This is a genomic window from Bradyrhizobium sp. NBAIM14, from assembly GCF_020193895.1.
Classification (GTDB): Bacteria; Pseudomonadota; Alphaproteobacteria; order Rhizobiales; family Xanthobacteraceae; genus Bradyrhizobium; species Bradyrhizobium yuanmingense.
In genome coordinates this window covers 43,399-63,696 of sequence record NZ_JADYVQ010000014.1, presented here as the reverse complement: position 1 = coordinate 63,696, position 20,298 = coordinate 43,399, and the positions used below count along the sequence as shown (strand labels likewise).

Sequence of the window (20,298 nt, the reverse complement as noted above, 5' to 3'; positions counted from 1 at the left end):
GCGCACTACGTGGTCGTCTCGTCCTCGGGCTATGTGATCGACAATGCGGCTGTACCGCTCCGATCCTCGGACGAGGAACTGGACGCAGAAGGGGCGACCACCGACGGCAAATATTTCTACGTTACGGGCTCCCATTCGGCAAAACGCAAGACCTGCGAGAGCAATCCGGGGAGCCGGCATGTTATCCGGTTCGCTATCGACCCCACGAGCGGAAGGGCAAAACTGGATACCTCGCAGCACTTCGCCGACTACAAGGATACCGACGCCCTCTGGCGTTTAATGAGCTCCCTACCCGCATTGTCGGACAGCATCGGCGAGCAGAAATGCCTGAGAACCGAGCCGCCCGAGAAGGCTCCCAACCTCAAAGGGCAACGAGGCGTCAACATCGAAGGCGTCGCAATACGGAACGGGACTTTGCACTTCGGCTTTCGCGGACCGGCGAAAGATGCAAGAGCGCCGATCCTCTCGGTAGATGCCGTCGCACTATTCGAATCCGACACACCGAAGGCGGACGCCACGTTGGTCGAAGTCGGCGAAGGCCGCGGTATAAGGGATCTGGTTCAAGTGAATGACGGCGTACTGGTCCTCGCTGGCCCCGACGACGATGTCGCCAATGAGAAGGCCGGTTGGATCCTGGGCCTGTGGGATGGCGTTCACGCCGACGTGGCGAAACTGAAAAACGTTACCGGCCTTGGACTCGATGATGTCAAGCTCCGCAAGTGCGACGATGAGCTCAAGCCGGAGGCGTTGGCGGTGTTGCGAGACGTCAGCGACGAATATGAGCTGGTAATCTTGGCGGATGGTATGTGCGACGGCGGACCTTTGAAATTCGTGATCCCACGAAAGCCGCACTAAACTCCGTTCTCGACTGTAAGGGAAATGCCAAGAGCTGGGATCGACGCCAAGATTCCGACGCTTTGATCACGTTGTCCTATCGAGAGGACGCCGCGGGGTCGCGGCATCAGATTTGGCAATCCGTCCAAGGCCGACGCGACGAAAATGCCAGTTAGCATCACCTGGAGGACGCGGCTGTGACTGGCGTGGCACAATTTATTCCAGTCACCCGCGTTTCAGTGCAGAAAGTGCCTATCGCATGTTTGCCGAACGGCAAGCTGAAATAGTTAGCCATTCAGGCGCTGTCGCGAGCCGTTAAGCTTGGCATGTTCAAGAGCCCTCAACCCATTATAGGCTCATCCTAACCGACCGACTCTATGCGGTCCGAAATCTTTTCCAGATACTGAAATGCGCGGCCAGCGTGTTCACGGGCCCGCTTCATCCATTCTGCGGATTGTTCAATGCGCCGGGCCTCGGGCGGCACTCCTCCGTTCGAGACAGTCAAAAGCTGTTGGCAGACCACCTCAAAGTCCTGCGCGAGATCGTAGATCAGATAGGCGACGTTATCCAGGGTAAGCACATTGGCGAAATACGGCTCTTGCTCGCCCTCCAGCTTCATCTCGACGAACGGCACGAGTACTGTCCGACCCGGCGCAGTTTCCTCACCGGAAGCGACTTTGCTCTCGTCTCCTGCGGCCTCGATATCACCGACCGAAAGGAGCAAGGACATAAGCGAATTTTTCACGACGCTCACATTGTCGAGGAAATCCCCGTACATGCGGATTGCGTCAGGAGTCCGCTCTTCGCTTTCCGAAGCGGCGTCTACGGCCCGGCTACTCGCCATCTGAAATTCTCCGATCCGAACTTACATCCCCTCAAACAGCCACGGCCTTGCTGAATGCAGCGGGTTCGTATTGGTTTGCGCTTCTGGTTGGATGAAGCAGCTCCTTGGCGTTTTGGACCTGCTTCGCTCCCCCGTGTTTGATTGGATGCGAGGTCACTGTCGTCGGCACTCCGACTCGCTTGTGATTGTGTGCTGGTGTTTCTCTTTCGGCGATTAGCTTGGCGGCTCGCAAGCCGACCGAGGTTAGACTGAAAGCCGCGTGCTTACCGAAACTGGTACGCCGGATAAGACCGGCAACCGTCATCATATTCAGCACTCGTGAGAGATTTGCCTGTCCAAGACCAAAATGGCGCAGCAGTGCTGCCCTGTAGATTCGACGATGCGGCTCACGGAAAATCTCCATGAGGATGTCGCGGACATGCTCACGCTGTAACACATCCGCGGATGACAGACGCTCGCCCGCAGTAATGGATTCAGAGACCAACTCCTTCAGCACACTGATCTTGTCTGCAAAGGTCTTGTGATCGACCTCCAGATAAGCCCCAGTTCGCGCCATAATCTCGTGCCAGCGCCGCAATTCTTCGTCTCGCCGGCCGTCGGACAAGCACTTCCAAGTCCAGGCGCGGAGGGCTCGGTAGATGCTTTCAGCCGCACGGGCGCCGCCGTCGGTTAGGGCAGCACGAATGATGTGCCGCGCTTCCTCGGGAGAGGCATCGCCTAAAGCGATATCGTCGAAAGCCAACATGGAACCGTTATCCCATCTAAGGTTTAAGAGATCGTTTTACAACGTTTTACACCCGATTTGGTCCCGAAGTAACCCCATGTTTCATTCTGAAACAAACTGCCATTTCGTAAGTGATTTCAAGGAATTGACGGAAATGGAGGCGGGAGACGGCGGCAGGGGCAGGACGTAGCCAAGCTCCTTCTGTGACGCCAAGCGGGCGTCCGTTTGCTGCACCACGAGAGCGCGGGCACCCGTTTTTGCCTGCACCTCCGCCGCGACGTTGAGGTGAGCGACCATAGTGGACTCCTCCCCCATAGATGGCACAGCGAAAAAATCTACGGGCAAGGTAAGGTAAGGCGATGTCATCGAGGCCCGATCGCAGAAATCTCGGCAGATGGCCAAGCCGATCAGTTGGCTGTCGGTAATAAGGACGGGGATACATTCCCCCGATCTGATATCCTCCAGACGGCCCTTTTCATCCCGAGCCGGAACAATTTTATCGAATGAGCGGATCACACGTCCGTATCCGTCCAAGACCGTCGCTCGGTTGAAATAGCCTACATCAGTCTCTTCATGCCAGCTTCCGGCGAGCAGCCAGTGAAGAGGGAATTCATCATCACTGGCAATGGTGCGCTTCCGTAAGAGGTCGCAGATCTTAAGTCGCGTGGATTGATCGATTGTCAATTCCGGCCAGACGATGCCTGCACACCCATTCGACATCGATTGGTCGATCTGATTGTCCAGGGTTTCATCGATATCGTCGAACGTGACGTTTTCGGCGATGAAGTTGCCTTCGCGAGTTTCGCGAGTGAAAAGCTGAAGGTTGGAGAACAGCGAGGCCGCAACTCCCGACTTCTCGCCAGCTTCCCGTAGGTCTATGCGGATGGGGACGACTTCGAGACCACCTACCTCGGAGGGAAGTAGGCGATGCCTCAGTATTCCGCGTTTGAGATAAGGTCGCCCAGCGAGCCGAGAGTCCTGCAAGTTTCGCGGGCGAGGCACGACGAGCATGTTGGTCGAAGGACAACGCCACTCATCTAGCTCCGAATCAGGGTCCCCAAAATCCGTCCCGGAGGTCGTGTACAGGTATTCATCGACTGCTCTAATCTGGCTCCCCAGAGAAAGCATCCAGTCCTCTGGGGATAGCGAGCGCGGCGTCCAGCGATGAGTGCCGCGCGTCATCGTCTCGATCCGCCGGCCAGTCAAATGTTTTAGGGTCGCTTCTGAAAGTCGCTCGTAGGCCGCGAGAACAGGGATTGGCGCCTCACACGCAAGCAAATGCAGTCGGCACAATACCGTGGTAAGCGGCTTCTTTTCTATCGAAGGTGCAGCAGCAATTTCCGCCTCGAGATTGCGTGCCTTATCAATCCATTCCTGAAAATTCATGCGCCGACTGGTCACCCCCCCTTGCGACAATGCTAGGGCTTTTCGCTTCGCGCAAGCTCCGCCGCCCTAGTAATTTCCCTAGGCGGTGGACAACCTGAACGTGACGGGGGCTCGCTTCGGAGGCTAAGTTCGAGTCGAGCGTTAGGCCGAAGACGGTCAACGCTGCCCCGATATGACTGCAAGCCGTTATCGGAGCCAGAGCTTAGCCAATCGCGACCGCGCCCAATCGGTCGTCGACTTCGCGAATCCGCACTCCTAGCCTCCCTGCCAGGGGCTCAAGCACACCCAAAACCACCTCCCTGAGGTCCCGATGCGCGGCATTTTCATAGATGAGCAGTAGCGAATCTAGGGCCGGTTGAGACCCGTGAGCCGCGATCATGCGCAACCGAACCGGACGCCCCATTATAGGAGCAGCGAGAGACGACCAATTGCAGGAGCGAAAGGTCGAGCAAATGTTGCCGGTCCTGCAAGGTGTAGCGCTTAATTCCTGGACCTCCATTTCATCGGCCGTGTCGATCAAGCTGGACATTGCATCACGATCGCCGTATCGCGCAGCAAATATCAATAAGCGCCTGCGGAGAAGCTCCTCTACATCTCGATCGTCAGACAGCGAGCGGAGAATCTCCACCTTTCGCGCGCCTGGAAGCGTTTGGGGATCGTTGACCGCGACTTGGAGTTCTTCGGCATGAAAAGGGTACCCGATTCATTGCAGGCTGTGCAGCACTTGGAAGCCCGATCACCCGCCCGAGCGAGGCCTGGGCCACGTCGGCCCTAGGGAAATCCCGAGGTACGGGGACGGGTGCCCTACCGGTCAGCAAAAACGCTGTCGAGGAGCCGACTAAGTCTGAATCCCGCCTTCTGAAGCTGTTGCTTTACAATAGGAACATTGACGGCAAGGTAATCCTCACTGACGGCGACCGTACCCTCCGGAAGGTCGCAAGACGAGCTATGCATAACGCAATAACCAGTCTTGACTGACTCAGAGATGGCAAATGACTCGTTCGCCCAGTCGCGAGGTTCGGACGAGCTCCACTTCAGTTTCATCTCCGGAGTGATTTCGTCGATGAGCTCCGATGCAGCGTCGAACACATCGGATCCAACTGCCTGCACGACTAGACAATTATCCCACGCGCTGTGCAAATTACCCGAACATTCTCCTCGCACACGAATGTTGTTTCCGCCGCGATCGTCCTCGAATGACACATGCAATGGCTGATGAATGTCTCCCACCCAGTGACCGAGTGACTTCAGCGCAATGAGCCTATCCACCGTTTTCTCGTGTCTCGAGTTGACTAATTTCGAATCGTTCAGGATGGCTTTCAGTACGCAGCTTGGCGCCAACGGGCAGTCATCCGACGTGAGCCCACGCGAGTCTCGTGGAAGGTTGACGAAGTGGTCTTGAGTACGAATGCGCGGATGGTCGGGAAATACACAAGACTCGGAAAAGGTGTCGAACTCCGTGTCTGCTCGGATGAGCTTGCGAACCGCGGCACGCGTATCGGGCAGCGCCAGTCGATAGGCGATCTCGCAGACGATTTTGTGTCCCTCGTCGCCCCACGCCGAAGCGCTGGTGCAAAACGCAAGAAGAGCGATAATTGCTAAAGGTATGCGGCGCATCACTAAATCTCCCAACGCTCACGGTAAGGAACTTCAACAGGAGTTGGCGAGCCTTCCTTCTCGCTGTCGAAGAGGACGAGGGCTCTCAATTTGGACTTCGTTACATCTAGGGGAAGCACGGCTTCCGGTTTGCGCTTACCTTTGAACGGCAATTCGGCGAGGAGGCGAACCTTTTCGCTTCTTCCGTTCCAGAGATAGAGCGCATAAGACCCAGGCTCGTCCGCGGCCGGGCCTGCCAAGATCAGCAAGCTGCCAGCGAAGCTCGTCAGGTCGCGAACACCGCGGCCGGGCCCCAATCGAAGCCGAAACGTTTCATGCCGATCGTCTCCCCCTTCAAATAAAGCTTTCGCCCCCACCGACAGCACGACCGCCCGATTCCCGCTTAGGACGGGCCCTCGAAAGCCGACGAACAACTTGCCACCTGGCCCAAACGCTAGGCCCTCGATGGTGAGGCCGTTCTTCTCCAGACGCTTATCCATGAATGGCCGAAGTGTCCGATCGGCCGCGATAATATCCCGCAACCTTGCGGACCTATCGACGCCCGCGCCATCCTCCCGAAATCTGACGATTTGGCTGCTCGCAGCGATCCTCGCTCGGATCTCCGCAGCATTTGCCTTGGATTTCAGCTTTCCCTTCTTATCGCGCGGATGGCCGTGCGAACCGATCACATAGTAGAAACCATCTGCGAATGCGACGGCCTCGCCGTCTAGCTCGAGCGCTTTCCCCTCAAAACTGTTAGCAATTAAGTCGACCGGTTTGCCAACAATGATCTCTCCATCGTGAACCTCCACGAACTGCGCATGCTGTACGTTGTCGTCGATGACGACGCATAAACGAGGAAAGCCCTGGTCAGTGGCGCAGGCCATCCCACTTACATCCTCGGCTTTCTCACCGTCCTTCCCGAGCAATCTGCCGTCAACGTGCCAAGCGTCGCGCTTCTCCGCCAGCGCAGGCCCGGTAGAAGCGGCAAGAAGTAGCGCGAGCAATCCCGCTCTTCCAATGAAACTCATTGGACTTCTCCGACGTACGGCGTTCATACCCTCCGAGAATCCCTCAATCTAACACGATCGAGTAGGACGTCCCAAATCCGTCAAAGAGCTTCCATGGCTCTCCGTCCTTGAAGATTAGGGTCTGGTGTCCAGTGGCATTGGCGATGGCTTCCGCCTCATCATGGATCACAACGCCGAAATGCTTGAAGGCGCTGTCCCTGTCATCCTGAACGTAGAGAACATAGCTCGCCACGACCCTAATCCTTGTCCGGGGCTTCTGTTTGCGTGTCTTAGCTCGCTTCGATTTCGACGCTTTGGTCTTCTTCACGCGCCCCGTCTTGCTGCTTTCTTCTTTTTACCCGCTTTTGCCTTAGCCGTTTTAGTGGGCTTCTTTTTTGCAGCCGCCGCAGACTTTTGTCCGGCAGCCGCTTTCGCTTCCCTTGCTTCTTTTGCCTTAGTTCGTTTGGCTTTGGCCCGCTCGACTTCGTCAGCAAATATGTCTTTCGTATCCTCCGCCGCTTCCGTCGACCAATTCGCCCGCGGGTCAGCGAAAAACATAATTCGACGACTGCACTTGTAGTCGCCATCCTCAAAATACGGCGTCATCCAAGTCGGCGTTGTATCCAGCAACACCGCCTTTTTGGCAGCTTCGTCCTCTTCTTCATCAGCCATGGCCGCACGGTTGGCGCTCATTCGAAAGAAGAAGTGACGGAAAATACGATCGAACTCTGTGAGGTAGATGTCAGCGACACGGGTGTTGCCCCGGATGAAAAGCATGTTCTCGTCATTGGCCGTAAGGGAATTACCCGAGAAGTTCGCTGAACCGGTGCAAACGAATGGGTCGTCCGAAAGCGGGTCAATTAAGAGAAATTTTGTGTGCACGAAAAAGACGAAGCCTTTTCCGTCCTTTCGAGCCAATTCTTCGTCAACGAACCACTTCTCGAGCGGGAAATTGGGGATTGGCACCAGCTTTGTACCGCCCTCCCCTTCCTGCTTTTCGAAGGACTGCTTCGTCACCTTTCCGAGCACTGAGCCATTCGACATGACCAAGCGGCCGCGGCTACTGCGTTCCGCCTTGCGGGCATCCGCAGTAGCGGGCTTCTCGAGGAGAACGAAGCGCATTGAGTTCTGTTGTTTGCCCAAGGACCTCAGCAGTATTGGGTCGACGGTGAAGGCGGCCGTAAACATGCAAGACGTTTGCGCGTTCTCGATCCTCTTTCCGTACCAGTCGAGCAGGTTATCCGCGATCCTGGGCGAAAAGAATGCTGTGATTGGTTGCTCCGGGATGAGATTCGGCGGGTTCGGCGAGAGTTCGATGGCCGCTTCGCGCGCCGGCTTTCCGGTAGGGTTCTTGGAAAGAACCTTCCAATATTCGTGGTACTTCCGTGGGATCGCGGTTGGTTTGTTGCTCGCGTCAGTCACCACATGACCAACATTGGTCTGCCCCAGGAAACCAGACGGAGTGAAGTTGACTGATCCGGTCCAAACTGCCTTCGGACTTGCTTGGTCATCGAGCCAAATGATGAATTTGTTGTGCGGCGTTTGCGGGCGGGTTCGCTCGATCAGCCTCCCCGCAGGAAGTTTCACCTCATCGATGGCATCTTCGTTCGCCTTCGTCTTGTGGTAGATGATCTTGACGTCGACACCCCGAGCGATCGCCGCCTTGAGGGCCTTCAGCAGCGGAAGGTACGTAAATTCGTAGGCACAAACACGGAGCTTGTCGCCTTCTGGGACTTCGTTGATGAAGGTCACACAGGCTTCTTCAAGCCCCCGCGAAAGCCAGACTGAGGTTTCCTCAGAGACGCGATTCTTATCATCAACGGCGTTGTACATCTCCTCCGTCAGCGTGCGGTTTTGGAAAGTCACAGAGTACGCCCGGCTAGCGACTACCCCTCGATTGAACCAAACGCCGTGTTCTCCGTCGTTCTCCTTCTCTGTCCTGATTCTGACGGCTGCGCTATACCTCCGCTCAAGCCCGTCGATTTCACCGTACATCGCAACGATCGTGTACTCATATTCTGTGTCAGGGCGAGCTTCGTAGTCTGACCAAAGGAAGCTCTGGATCGGGTGCTGCAAAGTCGAATACTTCGCACTCTTTTCTGGTTTGGGCACCAGCTTTTCGAAATATTTGGTTCCTTGCAACCACCGGGTCTCCTGACCGTGCCTAGCCTGGAATGCGAAGCCCCTGAGGCCCTCCAGTCGCTCGGGATCGATATCGATTGCCATCAGTACGACGTGTGTACCGGCTATAGCCCGTACCCGCAGCGGACCATCGGTAGCTCGCTCTCTGCTCATGCCGTCCTGCCCCGTTTGTCCAATGTGCAACCTTATCGCGACTGGCTGACTTGTCGAGAGTGGAGCGCTGTTGAATATCGAAGCATCGCAATGCGAACGTCGTTTGTTGTTCGGACGTTGGAAACTGCGCCGTTTACGCACACTACTCTTGTGCGTCGGCGGGATACTGGGCAGGCAGCGCCCCGGGCGGGACAAACGAACTGGCGCCTCCAATACCAGCGAACCAACCTCTAGTTGCCAGTGGCATCCTAGGGATTTCCCTAGGTCGCAGCGAGGCATACGCCGCTGAGCAAATTTCCGGGCTACATTTCAGATTGTCTATTGCTACGCTAGCCATTTAAGATGGACCAGCTATACGAGGGCCCGACAATGCCGCTTGTTTTCGTGCATGGCGTGAATACGCGCAGAGGCAACACCCCACAAGAGCAGCGGGTCTTCGATGACCGAAGCACATTGCTCCAGCAACAGCTGGCGCATGTTGCTTTTATCGATCGGGTAAAGACCGCCGACGGACTGAAAACATTTGCGCCCTACTGGGGAGACCTCGGAGTCAAGTTTGCCCGCAACTTCGCCAGCTTGCCCACGTCCGGCGCACAAACATTAGCGGTTGGCCAGCCGGCGCGTGTGGACTTGGTGACCTCTACCGCAGCAAAGTTGGACGGCGAACTCGTCAACAAACCCACCTTGAACAGCGATCCACTGTTAACCGTTGCGAGGGCCCGATCGTTGCCCGCGGCGGTGGACTTGCTATTCGCTGGCTCCTCGAACGCTCCAAAGGCTGGTCCATTAGCACAGGCACTGACAAATGCGTTGCCGGACGTGGCGCGGTTCTCTCTGGTAGCCGAGGCATACGCGGCTGCCAACCGCAATCCGTCCTGGCTGCAGACCGTCAAGAACGACAGCGAGTTTGTGGAAGAGCTATTTCGTTCGGTAACGGCACTTTCTGCAACTTCGAGCGAAGCGGCCACAGGAGCCAATGGAACAATCCAAACGTTGGCGATTGGAAACTCTGTTCTGAATTGGCTTAAGACCGGCGCCACCGCGATCAAGGATGCAGTGAGTGAAGTGACTAAGAACGTAAAAGACGCCGTGGGAGGTGCTGCAGTCGATGCAACTCGTGCAGCGTTCCTCGGCCTCTCCGAATACGTCCGTCCTTCCGCTTCCACATTCGCCGGACGTTTCGTGGGCGACGTGTTCACCTACATGGACAACCGACAACCAATTGTCGAACGAGTCATTGCCGCGATCAAGGAAGCAAACGCGGCCCGTCGCCCTGGCGACGAAGAACTCTATCTTGTCGGCCATAGCTTCGGTGGCATCATTCTCTACGACATTCTAACCCACTTTGCGAAGGACCTGCGGTGCGACCTTTTTGTGACCGTAGGTTCTCAGGTCGCACTGTTCGCGGAGATGGGGCGCCTAGCAGCGGCTAGCGAGTTGGCGGAGCCTTTCGCAAAGGGCGAGCCTGCTGATCTTCCTGCCGCAGTATCGCGCTGGATTAACGTCTATGATTTGACCGACTACGTTGGTTTCGCGACCAAGGGCGTCTTCAAAGACGTACTCGATTTTGAGTTCGAGACGGATGCTTTGCCAATCATTTCCCATGCCGCATATTTTGACACTCCCCGCTTCTTTGCCCGCCTGCGTGAAAGAGTAAAGGAGTTGTTTGAAGAAAAGGGAGCGCAAGTTTGATTTGGAGGCGCTTATGGCCCTGATCTGGGCCGAAGGGTTTACAGGCGAAAACGCCCTCGCTCCGGCTTGGCTGAAAATGAGCGAGGCCATAGTTAGACGCCGTAAACTAAAGGCCGCAGACGGCATTCCATTTCTCGACGCGAGCAAGGCCGAAGAGGATGCCGTCGAAAGATATACGACGCTTGTCAAACAAGCAGAAGAAGCTCTGAAGAAGGCTGCGAGTGACGGCAAGCCTAGAACTCACGTAATGATCGTTGGCGTCGGCGAATACGATTCAAAGGACATCATTCCGACGGTCACTACATCGGTGAACGGAGCCAGGAAATTCGCCGAGTGGGCACTGACGAAATTCTCCAAGGTTGACCGCCCGTTAGGCTCGGTCGAATTCCTATGTTCGGCAACACCAGAGCAGGGCGAGTGGAAACTGGAAGGTGACGCGGCCACGAAGCTCGGGTTTGCAACTACCTGTCCTGCGATGCCAGCCGAACCAGCTACATTCGAAAATATCCGCAAGCGGTTCGGTGAATGGTTGGACCGTTCCGGTACAATGCTGGAAAATGCCGCGATCTGGTACTTTGCCGGCCACGGCATATTCAAGTCCGAGCCGACGTTGTTCGCCCAAGACGCGCGGCTTCCTACCAACGACAAAGAGGGAGGCAACCTGATCGCGACGATCGCGAGCGCGACCTACCTACAAAACCGGAAGCCCAGCGTGCAATGCTTCTTCATCGACGCTTGCTCCGAGTATAACTTCGAGGCGATCGCAAACCAGCTCGAAGTGATAGGTCGCCCGCTCTGCACGCCTGTAAGCGGTGCCGCCATCTCGGAAAGAGATGCCTCAATCTACTTTGGCTCATACGCAGGCGGTAAGGCCTACGGAGACGCGAAAGACGCGCCCTTTTTCACGCAGGAACTCATACATTGCTTGACGCAGCGTGCTGGTGACCCAACGGTCGATGGATGCCCGGTGACTATGTCATCACTGGCAATTGCTCTAAAGTCGGCGGCGTTGCATCGCGCTGAGACGGAAGATAACAGCGGGATCATCTTCTCCGAAAGCAAGCCGGGTGTCGTCAACACGACAGGCGTTCTCTGCGATCTTGTCGGCCCCCCTGAAGTCCTGGTCAAGGTAAGGTGTAGCCTTGGCACAGCGATGTCAGCCGCAGATCTGTTCGTCGCCGAAGAGGCGCCAGGTGAAAGACGCCTAAGCCGAGCAAAACGGAGGGACGGGCCGTGGTGCACGCCCGTCCCCATCGGAAAGTGGACGGCGAATGCGGCTTTTGACACCGATAAATATGAAACCGGCCTTAAACCGTTCGAGCCGAAGCTTCCGGCTTCTGAAGTCATCATAGACATCAAGCGGCGCGACACAGGCAAACCGGATGGGGCGAAGCCGTGACCAGCTACATCGTCCGGATCACAGCTGAAAATGTGCCACCGGACCTGGCCGGCGCGCCCATAGCCGTGGAAGTGTTTTCCGAGGCCGGAAAGGCCGAGCGCGCGGCGTTGCGTCTTGCCGGCCGTCCTACAGACGTCGGCGTGCCGGGTCCAGGCTCCTACCTGGTGAGAACCGCTCTTCCTTCCGGGCGCATTATTTCGATCACCGTCGCAACCCCAGAAACAGGTACCAACGGACTAGCTATCGGCGAAGCTGTGCTGGACATGAAGGAAACTGACGCGATTGCAGACTTCTGGCGCGAAGCCGAGTCCTTGATGAAAATCGCAACCGCAATACAAGCGAGCCGTAAGCCCGGCGAGACCATGCCGCCTTGGCTGGGTGAGCGCCTCCGCGAGCTCGGAAACCGCGCACTTGAGAACATCGCAGAACTTGGCAGGAATGCGCTTACCCGCCTCTTGGACAGATTCCGCGGACAGGTCGTCATTACTGACGTCAGTTCGGCAGATCCGGGATCGCCGCGCATTCAAAACTCTGAACACCGCCGCACTGCACACGACGCGCATGCTGGCTCTCCGATTGAGTTGTCCTACCGCTGGGGAACGTTCGTTGAGTGGACCCCCGGCCGGACGCACTCAACATTGGTCTTGAGGAAAGGTGGAGACGGTAAAGTAGATGCTCAAGGAGAAATATCCGTTCCTTCTGGGATCGCGCCGACCAACTGCTTCTATGTTGAGATTTCCGAACCATCTAGCCACAACGCTGCTCTAGTCGTTTGGCTGCCCGGGCCCAAAGGAGAGGCGGTTAAGCTCGCGGCAAGTTCCGAGCTCGCCGCCTATCGGAGTGGATCCGTTTTATCCGCATATCCGGCCTCTCCTGAAGATGCCCTTGCAACGACGTTGTACGAATACGTACGTCAAGGCGCCATGGAGCGTGCCCGCCTGTTCCTTGATGATCTCATTGAGCGATTGCGAAATCCTCAAGACATGCCGAGTTCGAACACCAGCATTTTGGCGGCTTACGTTCTCTACAAGCTAAGGCACCCCTACGCTGATGAACTTATCCCGCGGCTGAGGGAAATGAATCCTGACCTGCCCGACGTGCATGTCCTGCAATGTGCGCAATGGATAGCTACCGGTAAGCAAGATAGTGTGCCAGACGAGCTCGTAACTGCAATCAAGTGCGGTATTCCGATCTACACTGAAGGGGTCAGGCTGCTTCGCGACAGCTCCAACTTATGCCGTGACCTCTTCCCTGATGATAAAAGGTTCGGCGATCATGTGCGGAAAGCTCATAGTGCGGCCTCGGCGGCCAATTTCGAATCCATGTTGACCTGCTTGCGGCTTGGCACGGACGTTATGGCGGAGTTTGTCTAGAAATGTGGTTTGGCCTGACAAGCTCGCGCAATGCCGCGAGAACCACGTTCGGTGACAAACCAAAGCCCAACCAGACAATGTGGAGAGAGGCGCCAGCGCCACCTTCAGCCGCGATAGCAATGCAGCCATGAACGGCAACACGCACCGGTCTATTCGGAGCTGGAATAGGCGAGTGCAGTCTGCCTCCCCCATCCCCCTCGCGGGCAGTGTCTCAGTTTGCCGACACTACCTCTCGCGGACCCACAGAGCAGCCCAACTGCCGTTGGGGGACGGAAGTTTTTAGAGCGAGATGAGCCCATACCGAAGGCCGATAACGACCGCGCTGATCCTGTTCGTCGCCCCAAGCTTTCTCTTTACGTTGCCGAGATGAAACTCGACGGTTTTCTCGGAGATCCGGAGAATCCCACCGATCTCCCAGTTCGTTTTCCCCTCTTTGCACCATTCGAGGCAGGCGACTTCCTGCGGCGTCAGGAGTGGATTGTCGGCGCCGGGCACTTCACAAGTGAACGACTGCGTCGGGACTGGGTCTGCACCGTCGTCGCAGGGCAGCGACTCTCCACCGAGCTGCGCGGCAAACGCATCGGCATGTATACGATGTTTCTCGAAGCTGGATTGGTGCGACGCAACGCAGCGCTGACCTTGGTACTCGATAGCGTCGGAGGTCGATATGTGAGATCGATTGGAGGGCATTCGGCAAGACACACGTTCTTTCGGCGATACCGCCGATAGGTCAAAAGAACTTCGGAATCCATGTAAACATCAAATATGCGCACAAGCTTAGATTGAGTTCGCCTTCAGACGCAATGAATTTCTGCTGCCGTGACTGAAAAGCACGCCTCGGTTCACGGCCGGTTCCCGCTTAAGGCGACCTCCAATCCTAACGATCACCCGCGCTGGTCGGTGGCCGATTGCGAAGCTGCCGCCCCGAATGGCGTGCGCCGGGGACCGAGGTCGAGGGAGTCAAGCTAACCGGATTGAGCTAGCTAAAGAAATTCGAATATCCCTCCCTAGGTCAGGACCCGGGGGCCGATCGCGGGAGCGCGCTAAATCAGCGAGCTTATACATTTTTCCCCTCCGCTACGCCTCGTTGTGGATCAGATACTCCGAGCTATGCCCGGTATCGCACCAATTTCGCAGGTATTCTGTCGGCCCCACAGCGTTCTTGCAAGTTCGACAGGGACCTGATCTTTGAACTTCCCAGCCGTGATATTCTGGACCGCCGAAGAAACCCGAACTACGTCTGCAGCAGTGAAGTCCGCCAGACTTGCGAGTTTAGATCTTGCCATCGCGACGGTCGTTTCGGATAGGGTCAATCCCAGATCATGCACGTGGCCGGGAAGACCCACCATAGCGGCGGCAGCTCCAAAAACCGCCGTCACCTGCGATCCACGCCACAGAAAGACGTGAACGTCCTTCTCCTCCTGAAGCACGTTCGTGGTGTCAAGACCTAAACCGCTGAAAGCCTCCCGGCCCTCCGCCAGCAAATCGCGCGCTCTTTGGTCCAGATAAGTGGGTTCGTCCGACGCGAGATAGACAGCCTTCATTTCTGCGGCTAAGCGATCGTGTAATCGCTCGCCATCCGCTCGCTCGAACCGTGGCACGACGCCGCCGGGGTGAGGCGCCACGAAAAGTGTGTTGGTCTTTTCGTCGAGATCTTGCACAATCCATCGTTGCCCGGCAAAAACGACAAGGCTATCCTTATGGACCGGGAACGATATCGGCAATGTCCCCAGTGTCCTCCCGGACACAGTAAGCCGCCACTCCTCCGCTGACTCGAATACGGCAAAGAAGTTGCGCGATTGAACGACTGCCTCTCCTTCGTTGGCCAGCATGATCGTGCCGTCGGGTGATTGCTCTATAAACCGGATCTCGTCAGATCCCAAGTGCTTCAACAGAAGCGCGAACTCTGCAGCAGAAATCATCGCGAAGGGACCAGAACCGCACAGCAACTCGTACAGTGGGCGGGCCCGTATTCCGCCGCGCTCGGCGATCACCGAAAGTATCTGGTGGACTAGCGTGGAGGCAACCTCGGGTACCTGCCCCGCCGGCTCGACGAATTTCTCGAGCAGGAGTCGGATGACGGCCACCGATCGTATTGTGTTCGAGCGTAGTCGGTCGATGACACCCGTATCCTGATCGGTGTTTGGTTCACGAATGTAGATTCTTAGGACCGACGGAGTACCCCTCCTGCGTCCCGTTCGCCCAAGGCGTTGACGTAGAGAGGAGAGTGATCTCGGCGCACCTATTTGGGCAACCGACTTCACCGATCCGATGTCGACCCCCAGTTCGAGGGTAGACGTACAGATACCGGTCGTCGGTAACTTTCCGTCTTTGAGGCGGTTCTCCAGCTCCTCGCGGATGGTTTTTGAAAGACTCCCGTGATGGGGGTAAAATTCGTTGGGCACTTTCGCCTTTTCAGAGCGCCTCCTGAGCCGATCCGCGGTCGATTCCACTGTCCGACGCGAACCGCCGAAAACAAGATTGTTGGTTCCTCTGAGTGTCGAATAGAGATGGTCCGCAATATCGTCCAGAGCTACGCGCCGGACTACCGCCTCTTCGGGAATGCCGCTCGCGCCTTCAGCGTGATCTGGGTCGTCCAGCTGCGGAGGCTCAACATAGCCGCGAACCTGAAGTCTGAGTTCGGGTGAATCCGACTTGGCTTCCAGGATTTCGACAAGCTGAGGCATCGTGGGTCGAAGCCAAGCGGCGGCCTGACCGAGGTCGCCTATCGTCGCGGAAAGCCCGATACGTCGCGCCGGCCGCGACGACACGGCATCGATGCGCCGCAACAGACTAGCGACATGGAGACCGCGAGGCCCCTGAAGAAAGGAATGCAGCTCGTCCACGACGATGAAGTCCGCCGAGCACAATAACCGCTTCGCGTCGCCCGGACGGCGGACGAACATCGCCTCGATGGATTCGGGAGTGATCAGCGAGATCCCTCGCGGGTCGGCCATTGCCCGTTTCTTCGCGGTCTGTGGGGCATCTCCATGCCACTTCACGACCGGAATGGCCATGTTTTCGCAGAGTTCATCCAGCCGCTTGAACTGATCGTTGATTAATGCCTTCAACGGGCTGATATAGAGGACCGAGAACCCAGCGAGCGCCCGATCGGCAACGCTCGTGAGAACTGGCAGAAACGCGGCTTCAGTCTTCCCTGCTGCCGTGGAGGCGGCGATCAAGATGTCGCGGTCGCCGTCCAGGACTGAGATGATGGTACGGGCCTGTATTTCCCTGAGCTCGTCCCATCCCTGATCCCAGATCCACCGGCGGATCGTCGGATGCAGCTTGTCGTAGGCCCCCTCAAGATTTGAGGCGGAGGCTGGTGAGCTCATCGTCGTCCCCGTTGTTAGGCGTCGCTTCCGCTACGTCGTCGGGTGCGTCTGGAGCGATCGGCACTCGTTCAAGAAGATCCTGCCACCGGCTGTCCGGGTTCTGCTCCAGTACCGACAGCATTTGAACGAACGATCTTATCGTCGAGCGCGGCGTACGGAAGTATGCGGCCCCGATCTTTCGGTCACAGTGCTCCATGAAGGCGGTAAGCGCATCGTCGGGAACCAGATACTTCGTAGGATCCCCGCCCGCAAAGACCATCCTGATGTTTCCGAGGAGCACAAGCAGATCCTCAGGCGTCAGGCTCTGCAGCCTGATCACGGGGCCCGACATGTCAACGAGACCGCCCGCAGCGAAGGAATTCTCGGCTAGCCGCGACTGAAGAGCTTCGTAACTGAACATGCCCCTGCGCGTGTCCAGAAGAAACTCTGGCGTACCACACATGACGAAACCGATGCCTGACGTATTTCCCTGAAGCGCATCGTTTACAATGTTGAGTACTTGCTCGTAGTTCTGCTTTCGCGCTTGAGCGCTCTGGAGCTTGTAGATGTTGGCCATCTCGTCGATCATAACGATCAGTCCCGCGTAGCCCGCGACTCTTACCAGGCATGCGAGCGATTTAAAGCTGTCGTAGAGGTTCTCGTCATCGATGATGGTCCGCACACCGAGATCTCTCTTCGCATCGGTACGGGTCGAATACTCACCACGAAGCCATCGGATAGCGTTTTGCTTGAGAAGCTCGTTCGATTCCTCGCTGCCCCGCCAGAATGCCTTCAGCACGGTCGCAAAATCGTACCCACCGGCTAATTGCGCAATCGCTCCGAGCTTTTCGTCGATCACCTTCTCGACAGATACGCTCTTCTCCGCCGCCTCCTTTGCGGCGTCAGTCACCAGGCGCTCGACGACACTTTGGAGAGCTCCCCCTTCAGGCTTGTTGCGCGTTGCCATATTGTTGACGGCCTCGGAATAGAGTGCCCGGGCCTGCCCCCCACTTGCCTGAATACGCCGATTGGGCGAGAGGTCGGCATGCATAGTCACGCATTTTCGCTCGAGCGCGATTAGCCTGACTACACTGGCAAAGAAGGTCTTCCCTGCCCCGTATTCGCCGATAACGAACCTGATCGCGGCGCCCGCGTCGGCAATGCGATCGATGTCCCGAAGCATCGCGGCGATCTCCTTGGCCCGCCCGACCTGGATGTGAGGCAATCCGATGCGTGGGACAACGCCGGCGGAAAGAGCCTGGATAATAGTATCGCGTTCGCGTGGACGGATCGTCTTGACTTGCTTGCTCATGCGGCCTTGGCCTTCATCTCGGCGATGCGTTCTCTCAAGTGCGCCGCTATCACGATTTCGTCTCCCTCTTCGATCAGCGGCTCGTCGAAGTGGTCGAACGACCAGTCATTGATGCGCTCAATTGCGCCGTCCGGCAACAGGCGGACCTCCTTGGCATGTCGCTCAAATTCCGTACGCGACATTGATCCACGAAGCTCAAGTAACTCGACCAATTCGCCGTGAGGACCGTCCAATCCTTCCAAGGATTGATCGGCTGGGAGTGGAGAGGCTTGGACAGGAGGCGGGCCTTCGTCGGTAAAGATGTTGGCGAGCAAGGCGGACACAGCTTCCGTATCCTTTCGGGTCTTCTCCAAGCGGACCGCATCGATTCTGATGCCCGCCGAGGGAGGAGCCGGGGGCGCCTGCTTTGGAATGGGGATGCCTGCCGCCCGAGCCTCCTCCGTCAATGCTACCGGCTCATCCTTCTCGGCGGCAGCGCGGTGCAGACCGGCATACACACGCTCCGTCGGCAGACCTAGCGACTTGTGCAGTCGCTCAAGGAACTTGACCTCTCCGGCATCGATATTCTGATTTGCGCCGATCACCGCGACCGCAGCCTCGGCTATTGCTTGCCGCTCGCTTTGACTGGTTTCTGCAAGTTTGCGCATGACCCTGTCGCGCTTGGGCGGATTGTTGAATGTGATGACGGCGAACGCGATCAGTCGGGCTTGTTCTACCCCCGATAGATCGCCTTCCGCCCTAATCCTTGCGATGGTGCGCTGTAATTCCTCGTACGATGCATCCCCGTCGGCCGCAGCGGCCAGGACAGCGACTTCGATCTGCGCTCGCATCGCTCGAAACGGCGCCCTGGCTGGATCCACCGGGCCGCCGTCAGCCGCCCGGAACACGAACACTTGGTCGTCCGCCCGAGGCGCGCCGCTCCCGTATCGGCGATCGGGCTCTATTGCGATCCCAACGACATCCAAGGCGCCGCTCAGCGTATCCAGAGCGGCACTTGGTATTTTGCCTCCTTCCGGTATTTCGATCCCAGCCATCTCTAGGAGCACCTGTGCGGTCGTACTGCCGCGGCCTTGGCTTCCTACCAGGGAATCGATCTGGCGCCTGAAGTCTTCCACGGGACCGACTTTGGCCGCCCGTTGAAGATCGATAGGAAGAAGCGCCGCCGCGGCCATCGAATGCCTTGCTGCCGGTTTCCGACCGACCAGACGGCTGAAGCTGTCGAGCTCGTTTGTGCAATCGTCTAGCAAAGTCCTCAAAATCTCTAAGTCTCGCACGAGGAGGCTCGCATCAGGCTGGCGCTGATGTTGTCCTGGAACGTCGATTTCGAACGCACCGCTCGCAGCACGATACCGCAGCCAGACGTTGCCCTTGGAATTCACGGCAAAACCCTTGGGAAAGCGTGTGCCGAAACGCAGCTTCCACAATGCGACAAATTCTTCGAAGCACCTCACGGCCGGGGTTCTAAGATAGGTGTCCGGCATCGCCATAACCCAATAGAGCGCGTCGTCAGCCGAAACGCTCGGGGACGCTGCGAGCCGCTCGGCCAGATACAGACGCGTGGCGAGCTCCATCTCCGAACCGACGCTGCGTTCGGCAGAAAGGGGTGGCAACGCCAAGCGGATGCCGCGCGATATCCGAACAACGTTGAGGAATTTCGTGGCGTAGTTCTGGAAGGAATTGTTCGCACCGTAGATCGAAAGCAATCTTTCGACTTCTTGAATAACCGCGGGAACATCTGACCCTTGATCTATGAACACGCGGTGCTCAAGGCCATAGAAGAAGAGAAACACATATCCAATGCCGTAGCTGGGATCTCGCCGTCCAGTACGCATCCAGTCCAAAAAAGAACGTCGGGCGGCCGGCGAGATTTGCTCGTACGATGGCCAATAAGGCATCGACTGACCATCGACATCGGGCTGCCGCGAGTACGCCGGCAGAGCGGGATTTATGGCATACTGCCTGGTCTCACCGTTCGGCCCAGCTATCAAGGCGCCGTAGTAGAACATGCCCCCAGAAATTTCTGCCTTGCCGAAGACTGCCCTTTCGCCCGCCGCCAACCACACTGCCGGCGACTCACTCGAACGAAGCTTGCTTATCGCTGGTGGCGGGCTTTGACCAGAACTCGGAAGCTCGGAATGCCCGTCGGAAGGAGAAACGCTCTGCGACCTGCCCCTCAGAGCGAGATAGAGGAGCCAAACGACCCCGGCCCCCAAAACAAACGCTCCTATTGCGGCTGCGTGTTCCACAACGAACCGGTAGATGGCCATAACGGCCGCCACCAATCCGCCGATCAGGATCAGGAAGATGGTTCCGGCGTCAGATGATTTACCCCTTCGTCGCCCCATGGAATTGTAGTCTCTAGCCCGCGCCCTGTAGCCTTCCTTCGCGCGACTCTTGCACGATGCACCACTCGCGGCAACAGCGTGGCGATAGTCAGTCACAAGGAGGGAAAGTGCCGTTCAACGAGGCTCTGTGCCACCCTTATTCGACCACAGAGCTGGTTCCGTGCCGTCATACGA

The 20,298-nt window shown here is 57.2% G+C and carries 16 protein-coding genes; 5 read left to right on the top strand and 11 right to left on the bottom strand.

What is annotated here, in order from left to right:
- The first annotated feature begins 9 nt into the window (after positions 1–9).
- The gene (locus I6F28_RS26710) at positions 10–855 is read left to right on the top strand and encodes a DUF3616 domain-containing protein (RefSeq protein ID WP_225130002.1); all 846 of its coding nucleotides are present in this window, start codon (positions 10–12) and stop codon (positions 853–855) included.
- 340 nt (positions 856–1,195) lie between these two features.
- Here the strand turns inward: I6F28_RS26710 and I6F28_RS26705 are convergent, their stop codons facing one another.
- From I6F28_RS26705 to I6F28_RS26675, 7 genes are all read right to left on the bottom strand, one after another.
- Positions 1,196–1,678, bottom strand: coding sequence for a hypothetical protein (locus I6F28_RS26705; RefSeq protein ID WP_225130004.1), 483 nt, complete (start codon positions 1,676–1,678; stop codon positions 1,196–1,198).
- 31 nt (positions 1,679–1,709) lie between these two features.
- The gene (locus I6F28_RS26700) at positions 1,710–2,423 is read right to left on the bottom strand and encodes a hypothetical protein (RefSeq protein WP_225130006.1); all 714 of its coding nucleotides are present in this window, start codon (positions 2,421–2,423) and stop codon (positions 1,710–1,712) included.
- An 81-nt stretch (positions 2,424–2,504) separates the two neighbouring features.
- Positions 2,505–3,788 carry a carbon-nitrogen hydrolase family protein gene (locus I6F28_RS26695; RefSeq protein ID WP_225130008.1) on the bottom strand — a complete coding sequence of 428 codons (1,284 nt, stop codon included), beginning with the start codon at positions 3,786–3,788 and terminating at the stop codon, positions 2,505–2,507.
- Positions 3,789–4,592: 804 nt separating this feature from the next.
- Positions 4,593–5,405 (bottom strand): S1/P1 nuclease, encoded by an 813-nt coding sequence (locus tag I6F28_RS26690; RefSeq protein WP_225130010.1) that lies wholly within the window; start codon positions 5,403–5,405, stop codon positions 4,593–4,595.
- A gap of 2 nt (positions 5,406–5,407) precedes the next feature.
- Positions 5,408–6,415 (bottom strand): DUF3616 domain-containing protein, encoded by a 1,008-nt coding sequence (locus I6F28_RS26685; RefSeq protein ID WP_225141986.1) that lies wholly within the window; start codon positions 6,413–6,415, stop codon positions 5,408–5,410.
- A gap of 43 nt (positions 6,416–6,458) precedes the next feature.
- The gene (locus I6F28_RS26680) at positions 6,459–6,647 is read right to left on the bottom strand and encodes a hypothetical protein (protein ID WP_225130013.1); all 189 of its coding nucleotides are present in this window, start codon (positions 6,645–6,647) and stop codon (positions 6,459–6,461) included.
- A gap of 71 nt (positions 6,648–6,718) precedes the next feature.
- Complete coding sequence (locus tag I6F28_RS26675; protein WP_225141984.1) at positions 6,719–8,536, bottom strand: phospholipase D-like domain-containing protein; 1,818 nt, start codon at positions 8,534–8,536, stop codon at positions 6,719–6,721.
- A 522-nt stretch (positions 8,537–9,058) separates the two neighbouring features.
- Between I6F28_RS26675 and I6F28_RS26670 the strand changes: the two genes are divergently transcribed.
- The 3 genes from I6F28_RS26670 to I6F28_RS26660 are packed head-to-tail and all read left to right on the top strand — an operon-like array spanning position 9,059 to position 13,153.
- A complete protein-coding gene (locus tag I6F28_RS26670) occupies positions 9,059–10,381 on the top strand; it encodes a hypothetical protein (protein ID WP_225130017.1) in 1,323 nt (440 codons plus the stop codon).
- Positions 10,356–11,780, top strand: coding sequence for a caspase family protein (locus I6F28_RS26665; RefSeq protein ID WP_225141982.1), 1,425 nt, complete (start codon positions 10,356–10,358; stop codon positions 11,778–11,780). The genes I6F28_RS26670 and I6F28_RS26665 overlap by 26 nt, the downstream gene beginning before the upstream one ends.
- The gene (locus I6F28_RS26660; RefSeq protein ID WP_225141980.1) at positions 11,777–13,153 is read left to right on the top strand and encodes a hypothetical protein; all 1,377 of its coding nucleotides are present in this window, start codon (positions 11,777–11,779) and stop codon (positions 13,151–13,153) included. Before I6F28_RS26665 ends, I6F28_RS26660 begins: the two co-directional genes overlap by 4 nt.
- Positions 13,154–13,432: 279 nt before the next feature.
- On the opposite strand, the gene I6F28_RS37865 is transcribed toward I6F28_RS26660, so the two are convergent.
- A complete protein-coding gene (locus I6F28_RS37865) occupies positions 13,433–13,564 on the bottom strand; it encodes a LuxR C-terminal-related transcriptional regulator (protein ID WP_463671683.1) in 132 nt (43 codons plus the stop codon).
- Between I6F28_RS37865 and I6F28_RS26650 the strand changes: the two genes are divergently transcribed.
- Positions 13,520–13,882 (top strand): hypothetical protein, encoded by a 363-nt coding sequence (locus I6F28_RS26650; RefSeq protein ID WP_225142084.1) that lies wholly within the window; start codon positions 13,520–13,522, stop codon positions 13,880–13,882. The two genes, I6F28_RS37865 and I6F28_RS26650, sit on opposite strands and share 45 nt — an antisense overlap.
- 365 nt (positions 13,883–14,247) lie before the next feature.
- Here I6F28_RS26650 and I6F28_RS26645 read toward each other — a convergent pair whose 3' ends face one another.
- From I6F28_RS26645 to I6F28_RS26635, 3 genes are read right to left on the bottom strand one after another with little or no spacing between them, the layout of a single operon-like run.
- The gene (locus I6F28_RS26645) at positions 14,248–16,488 is read right to left on the bottom strand and encodes a DEAD/DEAH box helicase (RefSeq protein WP_225130023.1); all 2,241 of its coding nucleotides are present in this window, start codon (positions 16,486–16,488) and stop codon (positions 14,248–14,250) included.
- Positions 16,457–17,779, bottom strand: coding sequence for an ATP-binding protein (locus I6F28_RS26640; RefSeq protein ID WP_225130025.1), 1,323 nt, complete (start codon positions 17,777–17,779; stop codon positions 16,457–16,459). The genes I6F28_RS26645 and I6F28_RS26640 overlap by 32 nt, the downstream gene beginning before the upstream one ends.
- Complete coding sequence (locus tag I6F28_RS26635) at positions 17,776–19,842, bottom strand: tellurite resistance TerB family protein (RefSeq protein ID WP_225130027.1); 2,067 nt, start codon at positions 19,840–19,842, stop codon at positions 17,776–17,778. The genes I6F28_RS26640 and I6F28_RS26635 overlap by 4 nt, the downstream gene beginning before the upstream one ends.
- Positions 19,843–20,298 lie beyond the last annotated feature (456 nt).